General features: G+C 34.2%; 19 protein-coding genes, 1 tRNA gene and 1 pseudogene. 8 read left to right on the forward strand and 13 right to left on the reverse strand.

Going from position 1 to position 20733, the window contains the following annotated elements; translation table 11 throughout:
- Positions 1-51: 51 nt before the first annotated feature.
- From panD to CHELV3228_RS06755, 7 genes are read right to left on the reverse strand one after another with little or no spacing between them, the layout of a single operon-like run.
- Positions 52-432, reverse strand: coding sequence for an aspartate 1-decarboxylase (panD, locus tag CHELV3228_RS06725; RefSeq protein WP_082200254.1), 381 nt, complete (start codon positions 430-432; stop codon positions 52-54).
- A gap of 27 nt (positions 433-459) precedes the next feature.
- Positions 460-1272, reverse strand: a complete 813-nt coding sequence (locus CHELV3228_RS06730) for a HemK/PrmC family methyltransferase (RefSeq protein WP_082200255.1) — start codon at positions 1270-1272, stop codon at positions 460-462.
- Positions 1269-2456: a M48 family metallopeptidase gene (locus CHELV3228_RS06735; protein WP_082200256.1), complete on the reverse strand. Its 1188-nt coding sequence runs from the start codon at positions 2454-2456 to the stop codon at positions 1269-1271. Before CHELV3228_RS06735 ends, CHELV3228_RS06730 begins: the two co-directional genes overlap by 4 nt.
- A 28-nt stretch (positions 2457-2484) precedes the next feature.
- Entirely contained in the window at positions 2485-3654 is a 1170-nt protein-coding gene (locus CHELV3228_RS06740) for a GDSL-type esterase/lipase family protein (RefSeq protein ID WP_370445654.1), read from the reverse strand.
- Entirely contained in the window at positions 3635-4618 is a 984-nt protein-coding gene (locus CHELV3228_RS06745; protein WP_082200258.1) for an SGNH/GDSL hydrolase family protein, read from the reverse strand. Before CHELV3228_RS06745 ends, CHELV3228_RS06740 begins: the two co-directional genes overlap by 20 nt.
- A complete protein-coding gene (locus tag CHELV3228_RS06750) occupies positions 4618-5991 on the reverse strand; it encodes an MBOAT family O-acyltransferase (RefSeq protein ID WP_082200259.1) in 1374 nt (457 codons plus the stop codon). The genes CHELV3228_RS06745 and CHELV3228_RS06750 overlap by 1 nt, the downstream gene beginning before the upstream one ends.
- Positions 5992-6021: 30 nt before the next feature.
- On the reverse strand, positions 6022-6516 hold the full coding sequence (locus CHELV3228_RS06755) for a ferritin (RefSeq protein WP_082200260.1): 495 nt from the start codon (positions 6514-6516) through the stop codon (positions 6022-6024).
- A 385-nt stretch (positions 6517-6901) separates the two neighbouring features.
- On the opposite strand from CHELV3228_RS06755, the gene CHELV3228_RS10095 reads away from it, so the two are divergent.
- The 8 genes and pseudogenes from CHELV3228_RS10095 (at position 6902) to CHELV3228_RS06790 (ending at position 14325) form a co-directional block, all read left to right on the forward strand.
- On the forward strand, positions 6902-7021 hold the full coding sequence (locus CHELV3228_RS10095; RefSeq protein WP_244289594.1) for a sugar transferase: 120 nt from the start codon (positions 6902-6904) through the stop codon (positions 7019-7021).
- Positions 6975-8831: a DUF2972 domain-containing protein gene (locus CHELV3228_RS06760; protein ID WP_167562805.1), complete on the forward strand. Its 1857-nt coding sequence runs from the start codon at positions 6975-6977 to the stop codon at positions 8829-8831. Before CHELV3228_RS10095 ends, CHELV3228_RS06760 begins: the two co-directional genes overlap by 47 nt.
- 27 nt (positions 8832-8858) lie before the next feature.
- Positions 8859-9731 (forward strand): DMT family transporter, encoded by an 873-nt coding sequence (locus CHELV3228_RS06765; RefSeq protein WP_082200261.1) that lies wholly within the window; start codon positions 8859-8861, stop codon positions 9729-9731.
- Positions 9732-9766: 35 nt separating this feature from the next.
- Entirely contained in the window at positions 9767-11023 is a 1257-nt protein-coding gene (gene murA / locus CHELV3228_RS06770; protein ID WP_082200262.1) for a UDP-N-acetylglucosamine 1-carboxyvinyltransferase, read from the forward strand.
- Complete coding sequence (locus CHELV3228_RS06775; protein ID WP_082200263.1) at positions 11020-12186, forward strand: molybdopterin molybdotransferase MoeA; 1167 nt, start codon at positions 11020-11022, stop codon at positions 12184-12186. The genes murA and CHELV3228_RS06775 overlap by 4 nt, the downstream gene beginning before the upstream one ends.
- A gap of 164 nt (positions 12187-12350) precedes the next feature.
- Positions 12351-13512 (forward strand): annotated as a pseudogene (locus tag CHELV3228_RS10750) (MATE family efflux transporter).
- Between the two features lie 90 nt (positions 13513-13602).
- A tRNA-Gly gene (locus CHELV3228_RS06785) sits at positions 13603-13677 on the forward strand.
- An 18-nt stretch (positions 13678-13695) separates the two neighbouring features.
- Positions 13696-14325 (forward strand): YggS family pyridoxal phosphate-dependent enzyme, encoded by a 630-nt coding sequence (locus CHELV3228_RS06790; protein WP_082200264.1) that lies wholly within the window; start codon positions 13696-13698, stop codon positions 14323-14325.
- A 12-nt stretch (positions 14326-14337) separates the two neighbouring features.
- On the opposite strand, the gene flaC is transcribed toward CHELV3228_RS06790, so the two are convergent.
- From flaC to CHELV3228_RS06820, 6 genes are all read right to left on the reverse strand, one after another.
- Positions 14338-15087 carry a flagellin C gene (flaC, locus tag CHELV3228_RS06795; RefSeq protein WP_082200265.1) on the reverse strand — a complete coding sequence of 250 codons (750 nt, stop codon included), beginning with the start codon at positions 15085-15087 and terminating at the stop codon, positions 14338-14340.
- A 29-nt stretch (positions 15088-15116) separates the two neighbouring features.
- Positions 15117-15590 (reverse strand): DUF4149 domain-containing protein, encoded by a 474-nt coding sequence (locus tag CHELV3228_RS06800; protein WP_082200266.1) that lies wholly within the window; start codon positions 15588-15590, stop codon positions 15117-15119.
- A gap of 1 nt (position 15591) precedes the next feature.
- Positions 15592-16698 carry a peptide chain release factor 2 gene (prfB, locus tag CHELV3228_RS06805; RefSeq protein ID WP_082200267.1) on the reverse strand — a complete coding sequence of 369 codons (1107 nt, stop codon included), beginning with the start codon at positions 16696-16698 and terminating at the stop codon, positions 15592-15594.
- A gap of 345 nt (positions 16699-17043) precedes the next feature.
- The gene (locus CHELV3228_RS06810; RefSeq protein WP_082200268.1) at positions 17044-17814 is read right to left on the reverse strand and encodes a phosphocholine cytidylyltransferase family protein; all 771 of its coding nucleotides are present in this window, start codon (positions 17812-17814) and stop codon (positions 17044-17046) included.
- Positions 17811-18407: a gamma-glutamyl-CDP-amidate hydrolase gene (locus tag CHELV3228_RS06815; RefSeq protein ID WP_082200269.1), complete on the reverse strand. Its 597-nt coding sequence runs from the start codon at positions 18405-18407 to the stop codon at positions 17811-17813. The genes CHELV3228_RS06810 and CHELV3228_RS06815 overlap by 4 nt, the downstream gene beginning before the upstream one ends.
- Positions 18398-20731 carry a PEP-utilizing enzyme gene (locus tag CHELV3228_RS06820; protein ID WP_082200270.1) on the reverse strand — a complete coding sequence of 778 codons (2334 nt, stop codon included), beginning with the start codon at positions 20729-20731 and terminating at the stop codon, positions 18398-18400. The genes CHELV3228_RS06815 and CHELV3228_RS06820 overlap by 10 nt, the downstream gene beginning before the upstream one ends.
- Between the last annotated feature and the right edge of the window lie 2 nt (positions 20732-20733).

Raw genomic sequence — 20733 nt, forward strand, 5'->3', positions numbered from 1 at the left:
CCAACCTTAAATGCCATATTGTATTCGGGCAAAGTGAATTTTTTGTGAATTTTAAAATAATTCTCCGTGCTTTTCATAATGACTTATCTTAGTAATAGCATTTTTTTCATCGACAAAAATGACCTTAGGCTTAAACCCCTCCAACTCTTTTTCGTCTAAATTTGCATAAGCCATAATAATCACCTTATCACCCACTTGCACTTGCCTAGCAGCCGCTCCATTAAGACAAATCGCACCCTTTTCTTTAGTCGCTATGGTATAAGTTTCAAATCTTGCGCCATTATTCACATTAACCACCTGCACCTTTTCATACTCAAGCATTCCACTCGCTTTAAGAAGCTCTTCATCTATGCTGATACTTCCCACATAATCAAGCCTTGCCTCACTCACACTTGCGCGGTGAATTTTGGATTTTAACATTGTGATTTGCATTTTTATCCTTTATTTTTAGTTGGCATTTTAGCTAATTTCAATCCTTTTTGCCACAAAAGCCCTATCAAAACCATTTTCATCCTTAAAAAATTCGACTTCAAAATGATATTTGCTTAAAATTTCTTCTAAAATTTCCTTTTGGTCATAGCCAAACTCACAGGCTAGAAATTTCACTCTTTTTTTGTGAGCTAGAATGATGATTTTTTCTAAAATTTCATAACCTTTTTCTCCCCCAAAAAGAGCATTTTTAGGCTCATTTTGCACCCATTTATCAAGAGGATAAGAATTTTTGATATAAGGGGGATTAGAAAAAATCAAATCAAATTCACCCTCTTTCAAACTAAGATTTTCAAAATCCTCCAACACAAAGTCAATCAAATGCCTCACTTCGTGCTTTTGTGCGTTTTTAAGCGCTAAATTTAAAGCAAGTGGGTTAATATCACAAGCCTTGATTTTAAATTGACACTTTTTAGCTAAAATAATGCTTAATATCCCACTTCCAAAGCCTATTTCCAAAGCACTTTTTGGCTTTTCTTTTTGACATAACTGCAAAAGTTTTTCAAGTAAAATTTCACTATCATAACGAGGGATTAAAACGCCCTTTTCAATGTGAAATTCCAAGCCATAAAAATCAACTTTTTTAAAAAGATATTCATAAGGCTCTCCCTCTTTAAAACGCCTTATAAGCTCAAAATACTCCCTCTCATCAAAATCAAAATTCTCATTTAAAAAAAGCCAAACCTTATCTTTTTGCAACAATTCACACAAGATAAATACAGCCTCATTTGAGTGCCTATCAAGCTCCAACCTAGCAAGGCGTAAAGCTTCTTTTATCTTCAAGAAAGTGCCTTAATCCTCTCGCTAATGCTAGGGTGAGAAAGATGAAAGAAAGTATAAAGTGGGCTTGTTTTAACAAAAGCTTTATTTTCTTTTGCAAGGGCGATAAGAGCGTCTTTCATATCCTCTTTTGAGCTTAATTTCGCTCCGTGTTTATCGGCAGCAAATTCATTTTTACGACTCAAAAAATTAAGAAGTGGAGAAACAAGAGAGGTAAAAATATTTCCAAAAATAAGCAAAAGGGCAAAAACACCCGCATTAACACCCTCTAAACCACTTTGCACATAAACAAAATTAGGCAAATTTGCAAAAAGAAAAAAAAGCACAAAAAGCATCAAAGCCCCGCTAATCAAAGCTTTTAAAATGTCCTTATGCACAAAATGCCCCAACTCGTGTCCCAAAACAGCTAAAAGCTCCCTTTCGCTTAGAGCCTTTAAAAGCGTATCAAAAAGCACCACCCTTTTACTTTTGAAAAGCCCACCAAAATAGGCATTAAGCCTCTTATCTCTCTTACTTGCATCGATGACATAAACGCCATTTGCACTAAAACCGCATTGTTTCATTAAAGCTTCAATTTTACTTAATAAATTCACATCATCAAGTTTTTGCATTTTATTAAAAAGCGGAGCGATGAGGGTTGGATAGATAAGATTTATCACCAAAATCACACAAAAAGAAAAGGCAAAAGCCCCAAGCCACCACAAATTCCCTAAAAAATCATAACACAAAAGCAACACATAAATAATCATAAAACCAAAAATAAGCAACAATGCTAAAGATTTCAAACTATCTTTTATAAAAAGAGCAACACTCATATTAGAAAAACCCTGCGCCTTATCCTTAACAAAATCTTTATAAATGCCCAAAGGCAAATTTAACAAAGTTGTTATCAACAAAAAGGCTAATAAAAATAAAGTATTTTCAAGTCTTGTATTTTCGCTGATTAACAAATTTTTAAGATAAGCCAAGCCAAAGCCAAGCCAAATAATATTAATCATTAAAGTGTAAAAATTAGAAAAAAGCTCAAATTTTTCATTTTCAATGGCAATATCAGCCGCCTTTTTATATTCTTCTTCGCTTAGAATTTCTGCCTTTTTTTCTCTTTCTTGCTCTAAAAAGCGTATTTGCACATAAGAAACAAGTGCAAAAATAGCCGTATAAAGACACAAAATCGCAATTAACAACATCTTCTTCCTTCAAAATTCATCATAAAAGCTAGTCAAAAAGCTTTCTAAAATCCTCTAATATTTTTTTTGCCATAAGTTCATAGCCTGCAACACTCAAATGCACATCTCTTAAAGAAAGCTTTTTTTCTATCCATAAAGCTTTACCGCCACTTTCTTGCATAAATTCGTGCATATCAAACAAAAGTGTTTTTTCCTCTTTTGCCAACTCATAAATGGCTTTTTTAACCTCGTGAAAATTAGGACTTAAAATATAATTTTTACCTTTTTTTTGCGTCACAGTTGGGGGAGAAATGAGCATAAAAACGGCATTTTTATTTTCTTTTCTTAAAATTTTAAACCATTCTTTATAATTTTTCTTAAATTCTACCCTATCAAAATCTTTCAGCAAAGCATCATTTGAGCCGTAAGCTAGGATTATCAAATTGTTTTTTAGTAAAGCTAATTCTTTTTTGACGACATCCAAATTCCAGCTTTTCCACAAATCACTCCTCGCCCCATTAATCGCCAAAGTATCTAAAAATTCATTTTTGCCATTTTTATCCATTATAAAATAGCCACCAAGCTCGGCATCTTTTTGCAAAGCGGTAATTTTAAGAGGAAAAGTGGGGGTAAATTCTTTATAAGACCATTTGTTTTTAGCGTTTGAACGCAAAATAAAATCTCTATCTTTAGCGTCTTTTATGCTAAAAGCATTTTGAGAAAGCGGAGCTTTAAAAAGAATTCCCACCTTAAATTCTTTCGTCTCTAGCTTGGTATTTAAATTAATACTAGCACCTTTTTTATCGGCTTTTGCGACAACACCTCCCAAAGGATAGCTATAATACTTTTCGCTAGGAATTTTAGAATTTAAAATAGAAAAATCTTTAAATTCATAATTTAAATTAAGATTTTGCTGGTATTTAGGCTGCAAAGCATAGGCAAAACCCACAGCATTAGAGCGTAAAACATAATCTCTTATCACACGCGGGAAAAAATCCGCAGCCATATGGGAGTCGCCATAAATTCGTATATTAAAACCTTTTTGCGCCTTAAATTTTTTCCCAAGATTCTTTAAGTCCTTTTTTGGGGCATAATTTTTAAACGCTTTAGAATTGACACTTTGTTTTAAAATATGCTCAATCTCATCATTCATACTCGCCTTTAAGCTTAAAGCAAAACAAAAGCAAAGGATAAGAATTTTAAAAGCTTGCATTATTATCCTTTAGTCTAATATACTCAAGCAAAAGCTTTGACATCTCCCTTGCTCCACTTGGGGTAAAATGCACCCCATCATCGCTTCTTACCTTTATGCTTTTATTGTTCTCATCTTTGATGTAGGCTGAGTAGGCATCATTTTTACTAAAGAAAAGTTTGGTATTGATGAAAATACCCTTATTTTTCAAAATTTCTTGACTATAAATTTGATTTAAAACGCTAACCTTTTTATTTAAATCCTCTTTTTTCACAGGCGGAATTTCATACCATAAAACCTTCGCATTATATTTTTCGGCGATTTTTAAGATTTCATCAACTCTTTGCGTATAAATTTCAAGCCAAGATTTGGAATTAAAACGATGATAAATTCCCTCCCTTTTAATATCCCAAGGGTCATTTGCTCCAAGTAAAACGACTAGGTATTTGATATTTTTATTATTTTGCAAAGTTTTAGTTGTCTCTTTAGCCCAGTCAAAATAAGACTTGTAAGAAAGTCCTGTATTTTGTTTGCTCAAATCCACAACCTTCAAGCCTAAATTTTTCAAGTCCTTATTAAGCGCCACAGCCACGCCTTGCATTAAAGAATCGCCTATAAGCAAAAACTGCTCCCCACTATCAACCTCAAGCTTAGTGTTGTCGATAAAGCTTATATTAGCCTCTGGCTCAATTTTCTCTTCAACCGCTGGTTTGCTTAAAGCAAGGCTTAAATTCTGCTCTTCTTTTATGCTTAAATTTTCTTCTTTTTCTTCCACCTCAAAAGAGGCTAAATTTGGATTTTCATTACTTAAAATCATACGCACTTGCTCAAGCTTGATTTTAAGGGCGTTTGCTTCGTTTAAAATATCATTTTGTGGGTAAAAAATGATATGATATTTTTGCTCTAAATAAGAACTTATACTTTTATTCATCACTAAAACAACTAAAACAAAAACAATAACCAAAATAAACAAAAACTTAACTATCTGCATTAAAAACTCGAATAAATAAATTCAGGCATTCCGCTTGGCATAAAAGCAAAAACAAGAAGCAAGATAAAGGTAATGATAAAGGGCTTTAATAAAAAAGGTGTGAGATTTAAAATTCTCACACAATACTCTTTAAAATTAATAAACAAAGGATAAGTGATAAAAAGCACCACAAAGGCAATCAAAATATACATATCTTCATATTTTAAAGGAAGGAAAAAATTCTCATAACAAGCTTTAAAGTATTCGAGTGCTTCGTTTAAGCTTTTGTAATAAAAAAATACCCACGCAAAACAAACAAAATGAAAGGTTATAAAACGCCCCACAAAGGCAAATTTTTTAAGACTAAAAGGCGTGAGAGCTACCAAATGTAAAAACACAACTCCAAAGCCGTGCAAAATACCCCAAATGAGAAAATTAATCGTATTTCCGTGCCAAATTCCAGAAAGGACAAAAGCGATGAGTATATTAACATTTGTCCGCACTAGACCTTTTTTATTACCCCCTAATGGAATATAAATATAATCTCTTATGAAAGTTGAAAGGCTAATGTGCCACCTCGCCCAAAAATCTTTAAGATTTTTCGCAAGATAAGGCATATTAAAGTTTATCGGCAAAACAAAACCTAGCATTAAAGCAAACGCACAAACCAAATTCACATAACCACTAAAATCACAATAGATTTGCACCGCATAAGCATAAATCGCACTTAAAAGCTCGGCAAAATTATAAGAATCTGGGTCATTAAGAATCTTTTTTGCATAAATCCCCAAATAATTAGCTATCAAAACCTTCTTAACAATACCAAAAAGTAGTAAAACGATGATGAGATTGGCATTTGTAAATTCTCTTGTTTTGTGTGCTTGAGAAAAGAAATAATCACTTCTCATAATAGGACCCATCAGCAAGGTTGGGAAAAAAGAGAGGTAAAAAGCTAGGTCAAAAAAGCTCACAAGTTTATGGTTTTTATAGACACTAACAAGATAAGTTATAGAATTAAAGACATAAAAGCTAATCCCGATAGGAAAAATAATATCAAAATTAATAAAATCTAAACCAAGATAAAATAAAATCGTATCTAAATCACCCTTGATGCTTGGAAAATACTTAAACACACAAAGATTTAAAATCGCAAAAAAAAGGCAAGTGAGAAAAATATATCTTTTGCGCCTCACAAAAATTAAAAGGGCAAAGTAATGGATAAAAAAAGTATAAACAAGTAAAATTAGAGAAAAAAGCGGATTTATCAAACTATAAACGCAGTAAGAAAAACCCAAAATCAAAGCATTTTGTAGTCTAAAGCTATCTTTAAAGAACCAATAGCACACAAAAAACACTATCATCAAAATACTAAATTCTAAGGAAAAATAAATCATAGAAAACCCATAAAATCCTAAAACTAGGACTTATTTAGTAATTAAAGTTTTGATATATTGGTCGGCTAGATAAAGCCCATTACCATTATCACTCATCAGCTTGATTTTATCAACTATACCGCGAAAAAGCGCCTCCTCTTCGTGCTGTTCGCTCACATACCACTGCAAGAAATTAAAAGTCGCATAGTCCTTATGTGCCAACATATGCTCAACTAAATTATTAATAGACTGAGTAATGCTTTGCTCGTGTGCGAAAGTCTTTTCAAAAACATCAAGTAAAGAGCTAAAATTCTGCTCAGGTTTTTTCACGGCCTCAAGCTCAACCTTCGAATCTGTTTCATTGAGGTAGGTAATAAGACGCCTAGCGTGCTCACTTTCTTCACTCGCGTGTGCGAATAAAAACGCTCCAGCTCCGTCAAAACTATTTTCATAGCACCAAGAACTCATAGCAAGATACAAATTCGCCGCATACATTTCTTTATTAATCTGTTCGTTTAAAAGCTTTACAACTTCATTTGACAGCATCACTTCTCCTTGTAAAATAATTTTGGAATAATACGCTAAGATTATTTAAATCTAGCATAAAATTTTTTATATTTTTAAAAGAAATTTGCATCAAATTTACCCAAAATGTGAATTTTTCACAAATTCACAAGAAAACTTAAAAAACAATAAAAAAATTTTTATGATTTTTAAAACTTAAAGTTCTATTTTAAGGTATTTTAAAACAAATTTCACAGCGTGAAAAGCCTGTGAATAAAAATAAATTTTCCCCAAACTTAAATATCGAATTTTATCTTCACTCTTACCAACTTCCACCCATTGACTCCATTTTTTTTTTTGATATAATCCCCTCAATCAACAAAATTCCAAAAACCAAAACATTAAACTACCAACAAAGGAAAACGCTATGATAAACAATCCTAACTCAGCCATACAAAGAATGAAAAATCATCTCTCTTATAAATTAGGGCAAGAGCTTATTGCATTTGACACGGGGGGGGGGGGGGGTAAGCTCTCTTCTTTTTAAACTCTATTTAATTAAAAAAACCCACAAAAAACATCTTAAAATTTATCAACAAATCACAGAAGTCTTCCCAGAACTTAGACGCATACCTTTAGAACAATGTAGCGATTATAAACAAGGCTTAGAATGTCAGTTTCATCTTTCTTATCTTTTAGGACAAGCCTTAATCAAAGCAGATAAGACTTGGTATAAGGGAGGCTATTTTAAACTCTTTAAAGACATCAAAGAAGCAAAGCAAATTTATAAAGCTTTTAAAGAGATGAAGGAAGAGCTTGGTGTTGTGCCAAATTTAGAAGGTGTTAAAGCAAATCATCTCAAAAAATCCTTAGTATCAAAAGAATTTCAAAGTCTTTTAAAAACATCATATATCCCTTTACAAAATCTCATCTTAGATAATTTTGCTTTTATCTTAGAGCATTTAGAACTCATCTATTTATGGCTTAACTCTAAAGAATTTAAAGACAAATATGAAAAGGAAAATTACCCTTATCCTCCATTACTTAATCCAGATATCTTAAATGAGCTTTTAAATTTAGAAGATGAACAAAATAAAGAAACACTAAGAATCAAGCTTAAAGAACTTTCCAATACACAACATACAAATGCTTTAAGTGATACTATAAAAGCCTATGCTAAGGCTGGGCTTGATTATAGACTAATCCCAGCTGAGAAAGCTTGGGAAATGAATTTGCCTTTGCCGAAAAATTATAAATTTTTGTTTTGGGGGAGTCATGGAGTGGGGAATACTGGCATTCATACTTTCTTATACCAGAGCGGTTTTACAGTCTATAGTTGCCTCGCTGATGAAGGCTCCAAAGCAACTTATCTTTATCAATATAAAGGCGTAATAAGTCATAAAAAAGGAGAAAATATTTATTTGTCTCTTATTGAATATTTTAATGCTGCGTATTATGATGAGGATGGAGATAAGCTTGGTAGTTTATATCCCGATACGCCAACTTTACATCAAACGAGAGACCCAATTTCATCTCATAAAACACATACAACAGTAAAAAGACCGGGAGCAAACTACAAAAGAAATGTAAATGTCGACGATGATGTAAAAGAAATTGTAAAAAATAGAGTGGGCTATTGGGGAGGAAGAGGCATTATTAACAATCCCTCTTTTATAGGCTCTTTGTCAATTATAGAATCCAAATATGAGATTTATCACGATTTTTTACTTAAAAAAAGATTAAAAAATATTAAAGATATTATTATCATTGATAGTGCTGATATAATAGGAGAAAAAGGTGAAAAAACAATGCTTCGTTTAGCCAAAGAATTTAATTTTGAAATACCAGATTTTGAAAGAATTAGAAAAATATTTTCTTTAAGAATATCCGAGTATTTTCCAACAATTTTCCCTCTTTATGTTGATTGCGATAAATATTTAAAATGCTTCGTTTGTCTTACCAAATTTCAACTTATGGATAAGGAACATATTAATGTCAATTCTTATTTTGGTTTCAAAGATGAAGAATTTATCGCTTGTGTGCACAAAGATGAATTGAAAATTTTCCGTCAAAATGTTTCAAAAATTCATCTTTGTAAGGATAAATTGCAAAAAATTGCTCTTGAGTTAGAAATTCTTAAGAAAAACGAAGAATACAAACGCAATAGAATAAAAGAAGATAAGCTTTTAGACTATCTTAAAGCTCACCCAAATATCGCTAAGAAATTTAAAAAAGTTCTAGATGAAAAGCATTTGCCCTTTATCAAAGAACAAAGACCCGACATCGTTGCTTCGTGGAAATACTACCAAGAATTTGAAAAGATGTGCGAGGAATTACAAAACCAAGATATTGTATAATTAAAAAAAACAATATCTAGGATAAAAATGGGTGTTTTTCTTGTTATTTTAGGAGGGATTTTTTGGGCTGTAAGTGGGGTGTTAGCGGAATATCTTTTTGAAAATCATTATAGTGTTGAGTGGGTAAGTTTTTACCGCCTTTTTTGCACGGGACTTATTCTTATTATTTTAAGCCTTAAACGCTTTGAGGTGCAAATTCTCACGCAAAAAAGCACCTTATTTTCTCTTTTCATTTACGCCCTTTTTGGACTTTTGCTAACGCAATATGGCTACTTTAAGGCGATTTTTTACACGGACGCTGGAACGGCTACGATGATACAATATAGCGCCCCCTTAATCATTATACTTTTTCTTTGCTTTAAAGATAAGGTTTTGCCTAAAAAACTCGAATTTTTGGCACTTAGTCTTATTTTAATAGGACTTTTTCTCATCGCAACTGGAGGAAATTTAAGTGATTTTAAAATGAGTTTTTGGGGGATTCTCTGGGCTTTAGCTGGGGCTTTTGGCGTGGCGTTTTACTCACTTTGTGCAAGGGGCATTATAGAAAAATATGGCATTTTTTTACTAATGGGCTGGGCAAGTTTAATTGCTAGTGGAATTTTACTCATTTTACTGCTTGGTAAAATTCCTTCTTATGACTTTGATTTAAAGGGCTATTTAGCCTTGGCTGGGATCATTTTTATAGGCACGATAGGAGCATTTTGTCTTTATTTAAAAGGGGTCGAATATATCGGTGCATTAAGGGCTAGTATGATAGCGTGTATTGAGCCAGTAGCGGCGGCTTTTATGTCTTATTTCTTCCTCAAAACACACTATGGCTTTTTAGAGCTTTTCGCTTTTAGCCTCATTATCGTTAGTGTCTTTTTAAATGCGATGAAAGTAAAACCAAAAATTGACTAAAGCTTGTTATAATTTCGCTTTATTAAAGGAAAATTATGACTTATTTACAAATAGAAGGCACAAATCATTTAAGCGGAAGCGTCACCATCAATGGTGCGAAAAATGCAGCTTTACCGCTCATCGTTTCTAGCATTTTGGCAAAAAATGAAGTTGAAATTTCAAATGTCCCTGAGGTGGAGGACATTAGAACCCTCATTTCACTTTTGCAAAATTTAGGGGCAAAGGCAAGTTTAGAAAATCATAAAGCCATCCTAAACACCGCAACGCTTAATCAAACCACAGCAAAATACGACATCGTAAGGAAAATGAGAGCCTCCATACTGACCTTAGGACCTCTTTTAGCACGCTTTAAACATTGTGAAGTGAGCCTTCCCGGAGGCTGTGCCATAGGGCAAAGACCGATTGATTTGCACCTTTTAGCTCTAGAAAAAATGGGAGCAAATATCCAAATCAAACAAGGCTATGTCGTCGCAAGTGGAGCTTTAAGGGGTGCGGAAGTGCTATTTGATAAAATCACAGTTACAGGCAGTGAAAATATCATTATGGCAGCAGCTTTAGCTAATGGCAAAACAAGACTTTTAAATGTCGCAAAAGAGCCTGAAGTCGTGCAGCTTTGTGAGGTTTTAAAAGACGGAGGGCTTGATATTAAAGGAATTGGCAGTGATGAGCTTGAAATTTATGGCACGGCTGGGGAGTGTTTGGAATTTAAAGAATTTGCTGTGATACCTGATAGGATAGAGGCAGGGACATATCTTTGCGCTGGGGCTATTGTCAATTCAAAAATTAGCATTTGTAAGGTAAATCCAAGTCATCTAAGTGCAGTTTTGGCAAAACTTGAGCAAATGGGCTTTGGTATCGTTGTGGAGGGGGATAGCATTACCTTACTCCCTGCGAAAGAAATTAAGCCTGTGGAAATTCTTACAAGCGAGTATCCGGGCTTTCCTACCGATATGCAAGCACAATTTATGGCTCTAGCCCTTAGGGCAAATGGCACAAGTATCATCGATGAAAGGCTTTTTGAAAATCGCTTTATGCATGTGAGTGAGCTTTTAAGAATGGGAGCGGACATTAAGCTAAATGGACATATTGCAACCATTAACGGCGGTAAAGAGCTTAACGCGGCTGATGTGATGGCGACAGATTTAAGAGCTTCTTCAGCACTTATCCTAGCAGCTCTTGCAGCAAAAGGGGTAAGTAGGGTGCATAGAATTTATCATTTAGATAGGGGTTATGAAAATTTGGAGGAGAAATTTAAAACACTTGGCGCAAATATCACAAGGCTTAAAGAATGAAAAATATTTTCGAAACCTTAGAGCTTCTAAAAGAGCAAATCGCACCCCTAAAGGAAAATGAGCTTATCGGTTTAGAAGACGCACTCGGTAGAATTTTAGCTTGTGATTTGTATGCAAAAAAAAATTTGCCAAGTTTTGATAATGCTGCCCTAGATGGCTATGCGTTTAATTATGCTGACATCAATGAGCCTTTGCGTATCAAAGGGACAATTTTGGCTGGCAATAAAACGCTTTATGAGCTTGGTAAAAACGAATGTTATAAAATAATGACAGGGGCATTAATGCCTAAAAATGCCGATACAATTTTAATGCTTGAAGAAGAAAATTTAGAAAACGGCAAACTTGTCATCAAAACAAAACCAAAGCAATTTAACGCTTTTCGTTTTAAGGGCGAAGAGCAAAAAATGGGGGAGCTTTTACTTAAAAAAGGACAAAAACTCAATGCTTCAATGCTAACCCTGCTTGCCGCACAAGGAATTTATAAAATAAAAGTGGTAAGAAAACCAAGAATTGCCATATTTTCAAGTGGAGATGAATTGAAAGAGCCTTGGGAGGAATGCGATGAAAAAAGCATTTATAATGCGAATGCTTTGGGCGTGAGTGCGCTACTTAATGGGTGTGATTTAAGCTATCTTGGCATAATCAAAGATGAAATGAGTGAAGTAAAAAAAGCCTTGCAAAATAGCAATTTTGACCTTATCATCACAAGTGGAGGGGCGAGTGTGGGTGAGGCAGATTTTATGGATAAGGTTTTAAAAGAGCTTGAATTTAAAAAACTTTTTGATGGGATTAAAGCGCGTCCAGCAAAGCCTACAAAACTTTATGAAAAAGATGAAAAATTAATTTTGATTTTACCGGGAAATCCTATGGCGGCTTTTCTTTCTTGTTTTATTTTTGCTAAAAAAATTGTCGATTTACTTGGTGGAAATTTGGAGGAGACGAGTAAAATTAAGGCTTTTATGGGACAAGATTTAAAGCTTAAGGTGGGGAGAAATAATTTGATTTTGGGAAATTTAAAAGGAAATCATTTTATCCCATTTAACGACAACAAATTTGGCTCAGCTATGATTTTACCGCTTGTAAAAAGTGAATTTTTATTCATTAGCGAGGAGGGACAAGCTCAAATTACAAAGGGCGAAGAGATGCAAATCATACGCCTTTAAGGCACTTACATATTTACTATTTTTAGTTAAAATCCCGCCTATGAATATGAAAAATTTATATAAAAGCATCTTATTTTCTTTTACTAAAAGTTATATCCTAGCCTTACAAAGCCTCTATTGGTCCCACCTTAATATTTCGAATTTTAATTTTAAATTTTCAAAATATTAAGGATATTTTTAAACTTAAATCTTTAAAACTTTTTTATAAATATGCTGTGCCTAATGTTATTAGCGTGGCTTTTTTCTCTGTTTATATTATTATTGATAGGATTTTTGTAGGGAAATATCTAGGTAGCGATTCGCTTGCGGCGCTTGGTTTAGTAATGCCTTTTGTGATGATAAGCTTTGCATTAAGCGATATGATAGCGATTGGCTCATCTGTGCAAATTACGATGAAATTAGCCTTAGACAAATTTAAAGAGGCTAATCGTGTATCTTTAGTTCTCATTTTTGCATTTAATACTCTCATAGCTTTTTGGCTTATTTTATTTCACCTCTTTTAATCGACTTACTTGATACAACAGCACAAATTCAAGCCCTTTGTAAAGAAGTCGCTTTGGTTTTTGCTTTATTTATGCCTGCGATTTCTCTTCATTTTGCTCTTGATAATTATTTAAGAATTTGCGGAAAAACTGCTCACGCTATGATTGTAAATATCATCGTAGCCTTTAGTAATGTCATTTTAGATTATCTTTTTACATTGTGTTTGACTGGGGTTTATTTTCGGCTGCATTGGCTTTAGCCTTGGGACTTTTTTGGATATTTATCCTTTTTTTACTCAAAAACTTCGGTTAAAATTAAGCGGAATTTATCTTTCTTTTTAAAACTTTAAAAAATATCATTTATAATGGAAGTAGTGAATTTTTTGGAAATATTTCTGCTTCAATTTATGAAATTTTTGCTAATTTTATCTTAATGGAGTTAGCGGGAGCAAAAGCTGTGGCTGCTTATTCTATTATACTTTATATTGATAATTTTATCACTATGCTTACTCTTGTAATGTGTGAGGCTATGCAACCAGATTTAAGCTATCATTTTGCTCAAAAAAATGACAAAGAATTTTTGGAATTTAGCACTCAAGCTTTATATATCTTTTCTTTTGTTTTTCTTATTTGTTGGTTTAATATACTTGTAAGCTGTATGCTAACAGCTTTTAACAAAGCTCATTTTTCACTTATTTTAAGCCTTATAAGTAATCTTTTTGCACCTCTTATTTTTGTCCTAATTTTGTCAAATTTAATAGGCTTAAATGGAGTGTGGATGAGTCCATTTTTGGCTGATTTTTGTGTCTTTTTCTTAGCTTTTTATTTTCTTAAAAAAGTTTAAAATCATAAATCGGTTGTTATATTAATGTAAAGAAAGGTTAAAATACAGCTTGACAAAAATGGCTTTTTTGTATTATAATTCATCTTTCTTGCGGGAATAGCTCAGGGGTAGAGCACAACCTTGCCAAGGTTGGGGTCGCGAGTTCGAATCTCGTTTCCCGCTCCACTTCAAATTTGAGTTAAAATGAATTTAGAACAAATCTTAGAAAAAACCAAAAATGTCCGCCTCATCGCTGCGAGTAAATATGTCAATGCTGAAATCATAAAAGAGTTTTATTATAAAGGCTTAAGCGAATTTGGCGAAAATCAAGTCAAGGCTCTAAGCGAAAAAAAAGAAATTTTAAAGAATGAGAACTTGGCTATTAAATGGCATTTTATAGGCACATTGCAAAGCAATAAAATCAATCTTCTTATCAAGCAACGACCCATATTATGGCAAAGTTGCAATTCTTTAAAACTTGCCCACGCGGTTAATAAAAGGCTTGATTATACCCTTGATACCCTACTTGAAATTAATAGTGCCTTTGAGGAAAGTAAAAGTGGAATTGAGCCCAATAAGGCTTTGGAGGAATATTTGCAAATTAAAGAAGAATGTAAAAATTTAAACCTTAAGGGCGTGATGTGTATAGGAACGCATAGCAACGATGTAAAAATGATACAAAAAAGTTTTGAAACAACTTATAAAATTTATGAAAATTTGCAAAAATACGGCGCAAACATTTGCTCTATGGGTATGAGTAAGGATTTTGAGTTGGCTTTGAAATGCGGTTCAAATATGCTAAGACTTGGGAGTATTCTTTTCAAAAGCCCTTAAAAAGGGCTTCTTTTAGTATAACAAAGAGGCGATTTTGGATTGAAGCATAATATTGCTTTGTGCGGCAGCGAAAGCGGCGGCATTTTCTTTTAAGTATCCAGCATTAAAGTCATTGACATTCTTCGCCATATCATTATTTAGCAAATTATTTTCTGCGGCTTTAGTGTTGATACTATTTTGCACACTCGCGTTAATATTAGAAGTTAAAGCATTGATACCTGAGCCTATCTCACTTCTTAGACTACCTAGTTGGTCAGTGAAACTTGTGATGCTTTCTTGATTATCTATGCTTAAACCATCGGTGTTTAAAGAATTTAAATTTGTTGTTTCTGTGCCACTACCTACCACAAATTCCATAGTTTGAAAAACATTTTTGCCGTTAAAAGTTGCATTATTAAAAGAGTCGTTAATAGACTGCGTCAAACGAGTTGCCTCACCCCTTAGCATATTTTTTTGTGCGTCAGTCATTACGCCGCTATTCATCCTCACAGAAAGCTCATTAAGCCTATCAGCACTTTGGGAAATATTTGTCAAACTTGCATCAGCGATTTGCAAAACACCTATCGCATCATAAGCATTTGCCACGCCTTGGTCTATGGTGCTTGACTGCGACCTTAAGGAATCTGCAATCGCCAAATTTGCACTATCAACTCCGCTAATAGCCCTCATCGCAGCGATATTTTCTAAAGCCTTATCCTGCGACTTTTGCGCATTGTTTAAATAATAATTTTGCTGCATCGCATTAGAGTTGTTAATTTTCATATCGATACCTCCTTCAATTTTTCGAAATTTTAGTCTTTTTTGGCTATTTTAAAGCTTAAAAAATATAAAAATATTTGCATACAAACGATAATTTTTATCACCACCTCACTCGCCTCGTGCATACTTTGAAATTCTGCTGTTTGTATCACGCTTTCGCCTAATTTTTGAGCTTCTAAAATATACGCGGTAAAATGAAATACAAAGAATAAAGCAAGAGCTAAAACGATGAAAGAAAGGGCAAATTTAGAGAATCTTAATTGAAAATTTTCTCTCTTTTTAAGAAAATTCACCAATTCATAAAAAGCATTAAAAAATGCTACCACAAGTAACACATAGCCCATTTTGACGAAAATATCACTCATTATAAGCCCACTTTGAAAGTGGTTTAAAACATTATCTCCAATTAAGTTTTGTGGATAAAAAATGACAGGTGCGACCACCACACCTAAAACAAGCTCCACCCCTATCACCGCAGCTAATAAAAAAAGATTGACCGCTTTCATTTTATTCCTTATTTTGTGCTTTCATTGCGATTAAAACACCCTCTATCATTTTTTTAATATCTCCGTCTAAAATTCCCTCTGCATTAGAAAAAGCTTCATTGCTTCTTGTGTCCTTAACCTGCTGATAAGGAAAAAGCACATAAGAGCGAATTTGATGCCCCCAGCCCATTTCGCTTTTTTCCCCTGAATTTGCCACCGCTTCTTGCTTCATTAACTCAAGCTCATAAAGGCGTGAGCGAAGCATTTTGAAAGCTGTGGCTTTATTTTTATGTTGGCTTCTGTCATTTTGGCACTGCACGACTATGTTGGTAGGGATATGCGTGATACGGACAGCTGATTCTGTTTTATTAACGTGCTGTCCGCCCGCCCCACTTGCGCGGTAAAAGTCGATGCGCAAGTCCTTTTCTTCAATCTCAATCTCAATGTCATCATCAAGCTCCGGACTTACCATAACGCTAGAAAAGCTTGTATGCCTACGCCCAGCACTATCAAAAGGCGAAGTTCTCACAAGGCGGTGAATTCCATTTTCTGCTTTTAAATACCCATAAGCATTTTCTCCCTTAACCAAAAAACTCACATCTTTAAGTCCCGCTTCATCACCTTCTTGAAAATCCAAAGTTTCGACTTTAAAACCCTCCCTCTCGCAAAAACGCAAATACATTCTATAAAGCATACTTGCCCAGTCATTACTCTCCGTCCCACCAGCACCTGGATGTATGGAGATGATGGCATTTTTATTATCATTTTCTCCGCTTAAAAGCATAGAAATTTCAAGACTTGTAATACTATCTTCCAATTTAGGCGCATCTTCAAAAAGTGCTTTTAAGGTCTCATCATCATTTTCACTATTTGCCATATCAAAAAGCTCACTCGCGTCATTTAGAGCATTAAAAGCGTTTTCATAAGCTGTGAGCAAATTTGTAATTTTCGTTTTTTCTTTACCTAGAACGGCGGCGTTTTTGGCATCATTCCAAAAATTTGGGTCATTTTCCTTAGCCTCAATTTCACTAAGCTTTATCCTAAGCTCGTTAGGTTTTATAATGGAGGCTATATTTTTAACCTTACTATCAAGGTTTTTTAAAAGTTCGCTAAATTCATAATTGTCCATAATTTTTCCTTAAAATCCGCATTTTATCAAATTTAGTTTAAGGCTTTTCAAATGGAAAATTGATTTAATGTTTTTATAACAATTAACGCCCAAATTTTTTCTTTAAGCTTAAAGCCTTGAAAATAAACCACACATAGCCTCCCTTATACCAAGTTTTATGTGCTTTGATTGAAGCTTGTTCTTTTTAAGAGCAAGAGATGATTTTTCATTCTTTGTATGGCTGAGTTAGGATTGTTTATCATAGCGTTTTCCTTTGTTGGTAGTTTAATGTTTTGGTTTTTGGAATTTTGTTGATTGAGGGGATTATATCAAAAAAAAAAAAAATAGAAGGCGAGGGAAACCAAACTAAAACCCAGCCTTATCAATTTTAATCTCCAAGTCGCTCTTAAAATCAATCTCACACCAGCCTCCATTTATCTCAACCGCCAAAGCATTGTCAAATTTATCTATCAAGGCTTGTAAAAAGCTCGTCATATACATGTTTTCAAAGTCCTTGCCATCATAGAGTGCGCTTCTATCTAGCCCATCATAAAAGGCCAAAACCTCAGGCAAAAAGGTGTGCGAAAATTTAAAAAGCCCGATGTATTGCGCCTCTATGTCGGCGTAGCTTGAGGGCTTTTTGCCAAGCTCTATGATTTTGCCCTCTTTAAATTTCAAGCTCTCAGCGTCTTCGAGCGGATTTTCAAAACGCTTCTCCCAAAGCTCACGCCAAGCTCTATCCACCACGATGGCTAAATCCGCCCTAGCTCGTGATAGCTTTTCAACACTTTCCTTAAAATAAACAATATCTGCATAAGAGATAATCAAATCCTGCCCCTCATCAATGCACTTTTGTATAAATTCCCTCGCACAAAAAAGCGTAAAAAGCATATTGCTTTTATCATAATTTTCATTTTTATAAAAGCTCTTAACACCAAGTCCAGCTACAAAGTCTTTTAAAACGGGAGCTAAATATCCGCCAACAACGGCAATTTCACTCACGCCCCCAGCCCTTAAAGCTTCAATTTCATATTCGATAATCGCTTTTTTTTCATACTCCACCATACATTTTGGCTTTTCTTTTGTCAGTGGCATTAGCCTTGAGCCAAAGCCTGCTGCTAAAATCAACGCTTTCATTTTACTCCTTTAAGCCATTTTTTAAAAATAGCACTTTCACCAAGCCCCTTTTCACGCTCGATGTGCCACATAATGCCATAAATTTGCCTTTTTTTATGTTTAAAAGCCTCTATACTTTTATCCTCAGCCACAGCGAGGCTTTTTAAATTTTCCCCCAAATTTTCAATGCAAAAATTATGAAAGGAATTTACTTCAAATACACCCTTTTTTGTCAAAATGCTATGAGTGCCTATATGATTTTGACAGGGCTTTAAAGAAGACTTAAAATACCACGCTATCATTTGCGCACCTCTGCAAATTCCTAGAAGTGGCAAGTCGTTTTTAAGACAATGGGCAATGATTTTACTCTCATAAGCATCTCTTTTTAGAGAAAGTTCGTTAGGATTTAAAGCGTTTAAGTCATTGCCTCCGCTTAAAATCACGCCCCTAAGATGCGGTGCATAAGCCTTAAAATCAACCTCATAAGAAAGCGGCAAGGGTAAAAAAGGCTTTAAATTTTCTTTAAAAAATTCCCCCCACTCAAGCGCTAGGGCTTCTCTTAGCTCGTAATAGCTCTCGTTTGAAAGTAAGCGTTGTGAAATTCCTATAAACAAAAGATTTGCTCACTTTCACACTCTATCTTAAGACGGCTTGCTTTAAGATATTTTTCAAATTCAACCTCACCCACGCCGATAACTGCAGGGAGTCCTAGCTCGGAAGCCCTTATCGCCATATGCGAATTGGCTCCACCATAGCAAGTGATGAAGCCGGCGATTTTTTTAGTAAATAAATAATCATAGCCCGGGTCAGCTGCGTAAATTAACACAATTTTACCCTCTAAGTTTTCCTCATTTTCCCGTGCCGTATTTGCCACAACGCTTTTTTGCGTGATGAAATTTGGACAGAGTTTAGCACTAAAGAAAGAAAAAATTTGCTCCGCATCGCTAAGTAAAGACGGAAGCTTAATGCTTTTGGTTAGCTCGTATTCTTTTTTATAATGCTTAATTTCTCTTAAAAACTGTTCTTTTGGACTTTGAGAATAAAGGCTTGAGTAAAGATTTAGCACGGCATTAATATCAAGATGTGCCATATCTTCTTTATCTATACCATAATACTCCCCAAGCTCCCCTATAAAAACAATGGCTTGCGAAAGAAGCTTGGTAAAATCAAATTTCACCATTTCACGCCCCTCAATCGCCTCTTTTAAAAAGCTAAAAAACTCATCCGTCCCAACACTTAATCCGTGCTCATTTAAAAGACTTTCAAATTTAGCCTTTTTGCTTGCACTTAGGCTAAATTTTTTCTCTTTTATTTTCGTTTTATTTTCGTTTTGTTTCAGTTCAAAATAAGCATTAAAATTCTCATCATAACGCGGAGAAAGTATATTGTAAGTGCCAGCCCTTAAATGCCCAAATTTCTTTAAAAATGCTGGTTTTGTTTTAGAATTTAAACTCTCACTTTCTAAGCTTAAGGTTTTGCTTATAGTTTGAAGAGAATTAAGAAAATCCGCCCTTTCCTTCTGTGTGAAAAAGCCTATCTCTACTAAAGAATTAAGCATTTGCATCGCGACAAATCCAGCCCTAGCCACCCCTGCAAAAGGCAAAGTGCCATAACGCTTACATTCTTCTAAAAGCCAGTAAATTTTATCAAGTAAAGAAAGCTTCGAGCTTGTAAGTTTTGCATAAATATCATTAAGTTTTTTAGCTTTTTGTATGTCTTTTAAATAAAGTCCTTTTGGATTGATAATATTATTTGTCAGCTCTAAAAGAGAAAATTCAAGGCGTTTGATTTCATTTTCATTAAAATTATGTTTTAAAAGTTTTTTAAGTTTGTTGGGCGTATTAAAATCATAACAAGAAAAAACGATATTAAATTCTATCTTATCGTGTAAATCGTGATTTAAATCAAGCTCATTAAGATAGTGATTGACAAGCTTTTCAGCGATTTTATCGTCCAAACTTTTTGGCACAAAAGAATTAAAAGAAAGCCTCACATCGACATAAGGAATTCCTAAAAACGAGTGTATAAGCGGGTGAGAGCGCAAGTCTTTATAGCCGTAATTATCCCTTTGATACGCCCAAATATTATCCGTAATAATTTGCTTATAAAGACTAAAAGCAAGGCGTTTTGGACGCAGTCCTATGATTTCAGCAGGATTCCAATCGGGCATCACGCCAAAAATAGCCTTTTCTCCCAAAACGCGGGGGCGCGGCTCTTGTAAAGAAATAAAGCGTTTGTAAAATCTATCTAAGGCTTCTTTAGGTAAAGAGTGAAATAAATTAATTTTACCCTCCATTACTAAAGGTCTCACCTGCAAACAAAAAAGCTCCCTCTTACCTCCGTAATTTGCAAAGGCAAATTCCACATCTAAAAAATTACACGCAAAAAGCTTTTCAAGCTCCTTAATTAAGCTTATAATTTGCTTGGTATCTTTATCTTTAAATTTCAAGCTTTCACGGTAGTGAAAATAGCTTAGAGCATTTTGCGCACTACCATCTGTGATAGAGGAATTTGAGCCGCTTTTGTCGTATTGTAAGCAAAAATAAGGGGCAAAATTATCTTTATCTACGCTAAAACCAACCCCACAAAGCTCGATTTTTTCAAGACAGGGTTGGATAAGAATTTCATCTTTTTTAGAGGGCATTGAAGAGCCCACATTAAAAAGAGCGTTTAAAAGCTCTTTTTCATTTTGCGCGTGGATATTTGCAAGGCTTAAAAAAGCCCCCGCGTTGGAATTTTTCGTGCTATCCTCCGCCTTAGAAGAAGAGCGGATAATGAGTTTTGTGGCTTTTAAATTTCTTATTGTTTGAAGGATTTTTGGCGTATCCTTTTCTAAATCCTCTAAAGTGGTTAGCACCATAGGTAAAATTTTAGCAGATTTTAATCTCCCCTCCAAAGAAGCTAAATTTCTAGCCTTAGTTTGAAAGTTCAAAGCCATTT

It is taken from the genome of Campylobacter helveticus (assembly GCF_002080395.1).
GTDB classification, from domain to species: domain Bacteria; phylum Campylobacterota; class Campylobacteria; order Campylobacterales; family Campylobacteraceae; genus Campylobacter_D; species Campylobacter_D helveticus.

Excerpts from the sequence above, each read along its gene's own strand:
- panD (WP_082200254.1), bottom strand. The coding sequence starts at position 432 with ATGCAAATCACAATGTTAAAATCCAAAATTCACCGCGCAAGTGTGAGT.
- CHELV3228_RS06735 (WP_082200256.1), bottom strand. The coding sequence starts at position 2,456 with ATGTTGTTAATTGCGATTTTGTGTCTTTATACGGCTATTTTTGCACTT.
- CHELV3228_RS06745 (WP_082200258.1), bottom strand. The coding sequence starts at position 4,618 with ATGCAGATAGTTAAGTTTTTGTTTATTTTGGTTATTGTTTTTGTTTTA.
- CHELV3228_RS06750 (WP_082200259.1), bottom strand. The coding sequence starts at position 5,991 with ATGATTTATTTTTCCTTAGAATTTAGTATTTTGATGATAGTGTTTTTT.
- CHELV3228_RS06755 (WP_082200260.1), bottom strand. The coding sequence starts at position 6,516 with ATGCTGTCAAATGAAGTTGTAAAGCTTTTAAACGAACAGATTAATAAA.
- CHELV3228_RS10095 (WP_244289594.1), top strand. The coding sequence starts at position 6,902 with ATGATAAACAATCCTAACTCAGCCATACAAAGAATGAAAAATCATCTC.
- CHELV3228_RS06765 (WP_082200261.1), top strand. The coding sequence starts at position 8,859 with ATGGGTGTTTTTCTTGTTATTTTAGGAGGGATTTTTTGGGCTGTAAGT.
- murA (WP_082200262.1), top strand. The coding sequence starts at position 9,767 with ATGACTTATTTACAAATAGAAGGCACAAATCATTTAAGCGGAAGCGTC.
- CHELV3228_RS06775 (WP_082200263.1), top strand. The coding sequence starts at position 11,020 with ATGAAAAATATTTTCGAAACCTTAGAGCTTCTAAAAGAGCAAATCGCA.
- CHELV3228_RS06790 (WP_082200264.1), top strand. The coding sequence starts at position 13,696 with ATGAATTTAGAACAAATCTTAGAAAAAACCAAAAATGTCCGCCTCATC.
- flaC (WP_082200265.1), bottom strand. The coding sequence starts at position 15,087 with ATGAAAATTAACAACTCTAATGCGATGCAGCAAAATTATTATTTAAAC.
- CHELV3228_RS06800 (WP_082200266.1), bottom strand. The coding sequence starts at position 15,590 with ATGAAAGCGGTCAATCTTTTTTTATTAGCTGCGGTGATAGGGGTGGAG.
- prfB (WP_082200267.1), bottom strand. The coding sequence starts at position 16,698 with ATGGACAATTATGAATTTAGCGAACTTTTAAAAAACCTTGATAGTAAG.
- CHELV3228_RS06810 (WP_082200268.1), bottom strand. The coding sequence starts at position 17,814 with ATGAAAGCGTTGATTTTAGCAGCAGGCTTTGGCTCAAGGCTAATGCCA.
- CHELV3228_RS06820 (WP_082200270.1), bottom strand. The coding sequence starts at position 20,731 with ATGGCTTTGAACTTTCAAACTAAGGCTAGAAATTTAGCTTCTTTGGAG.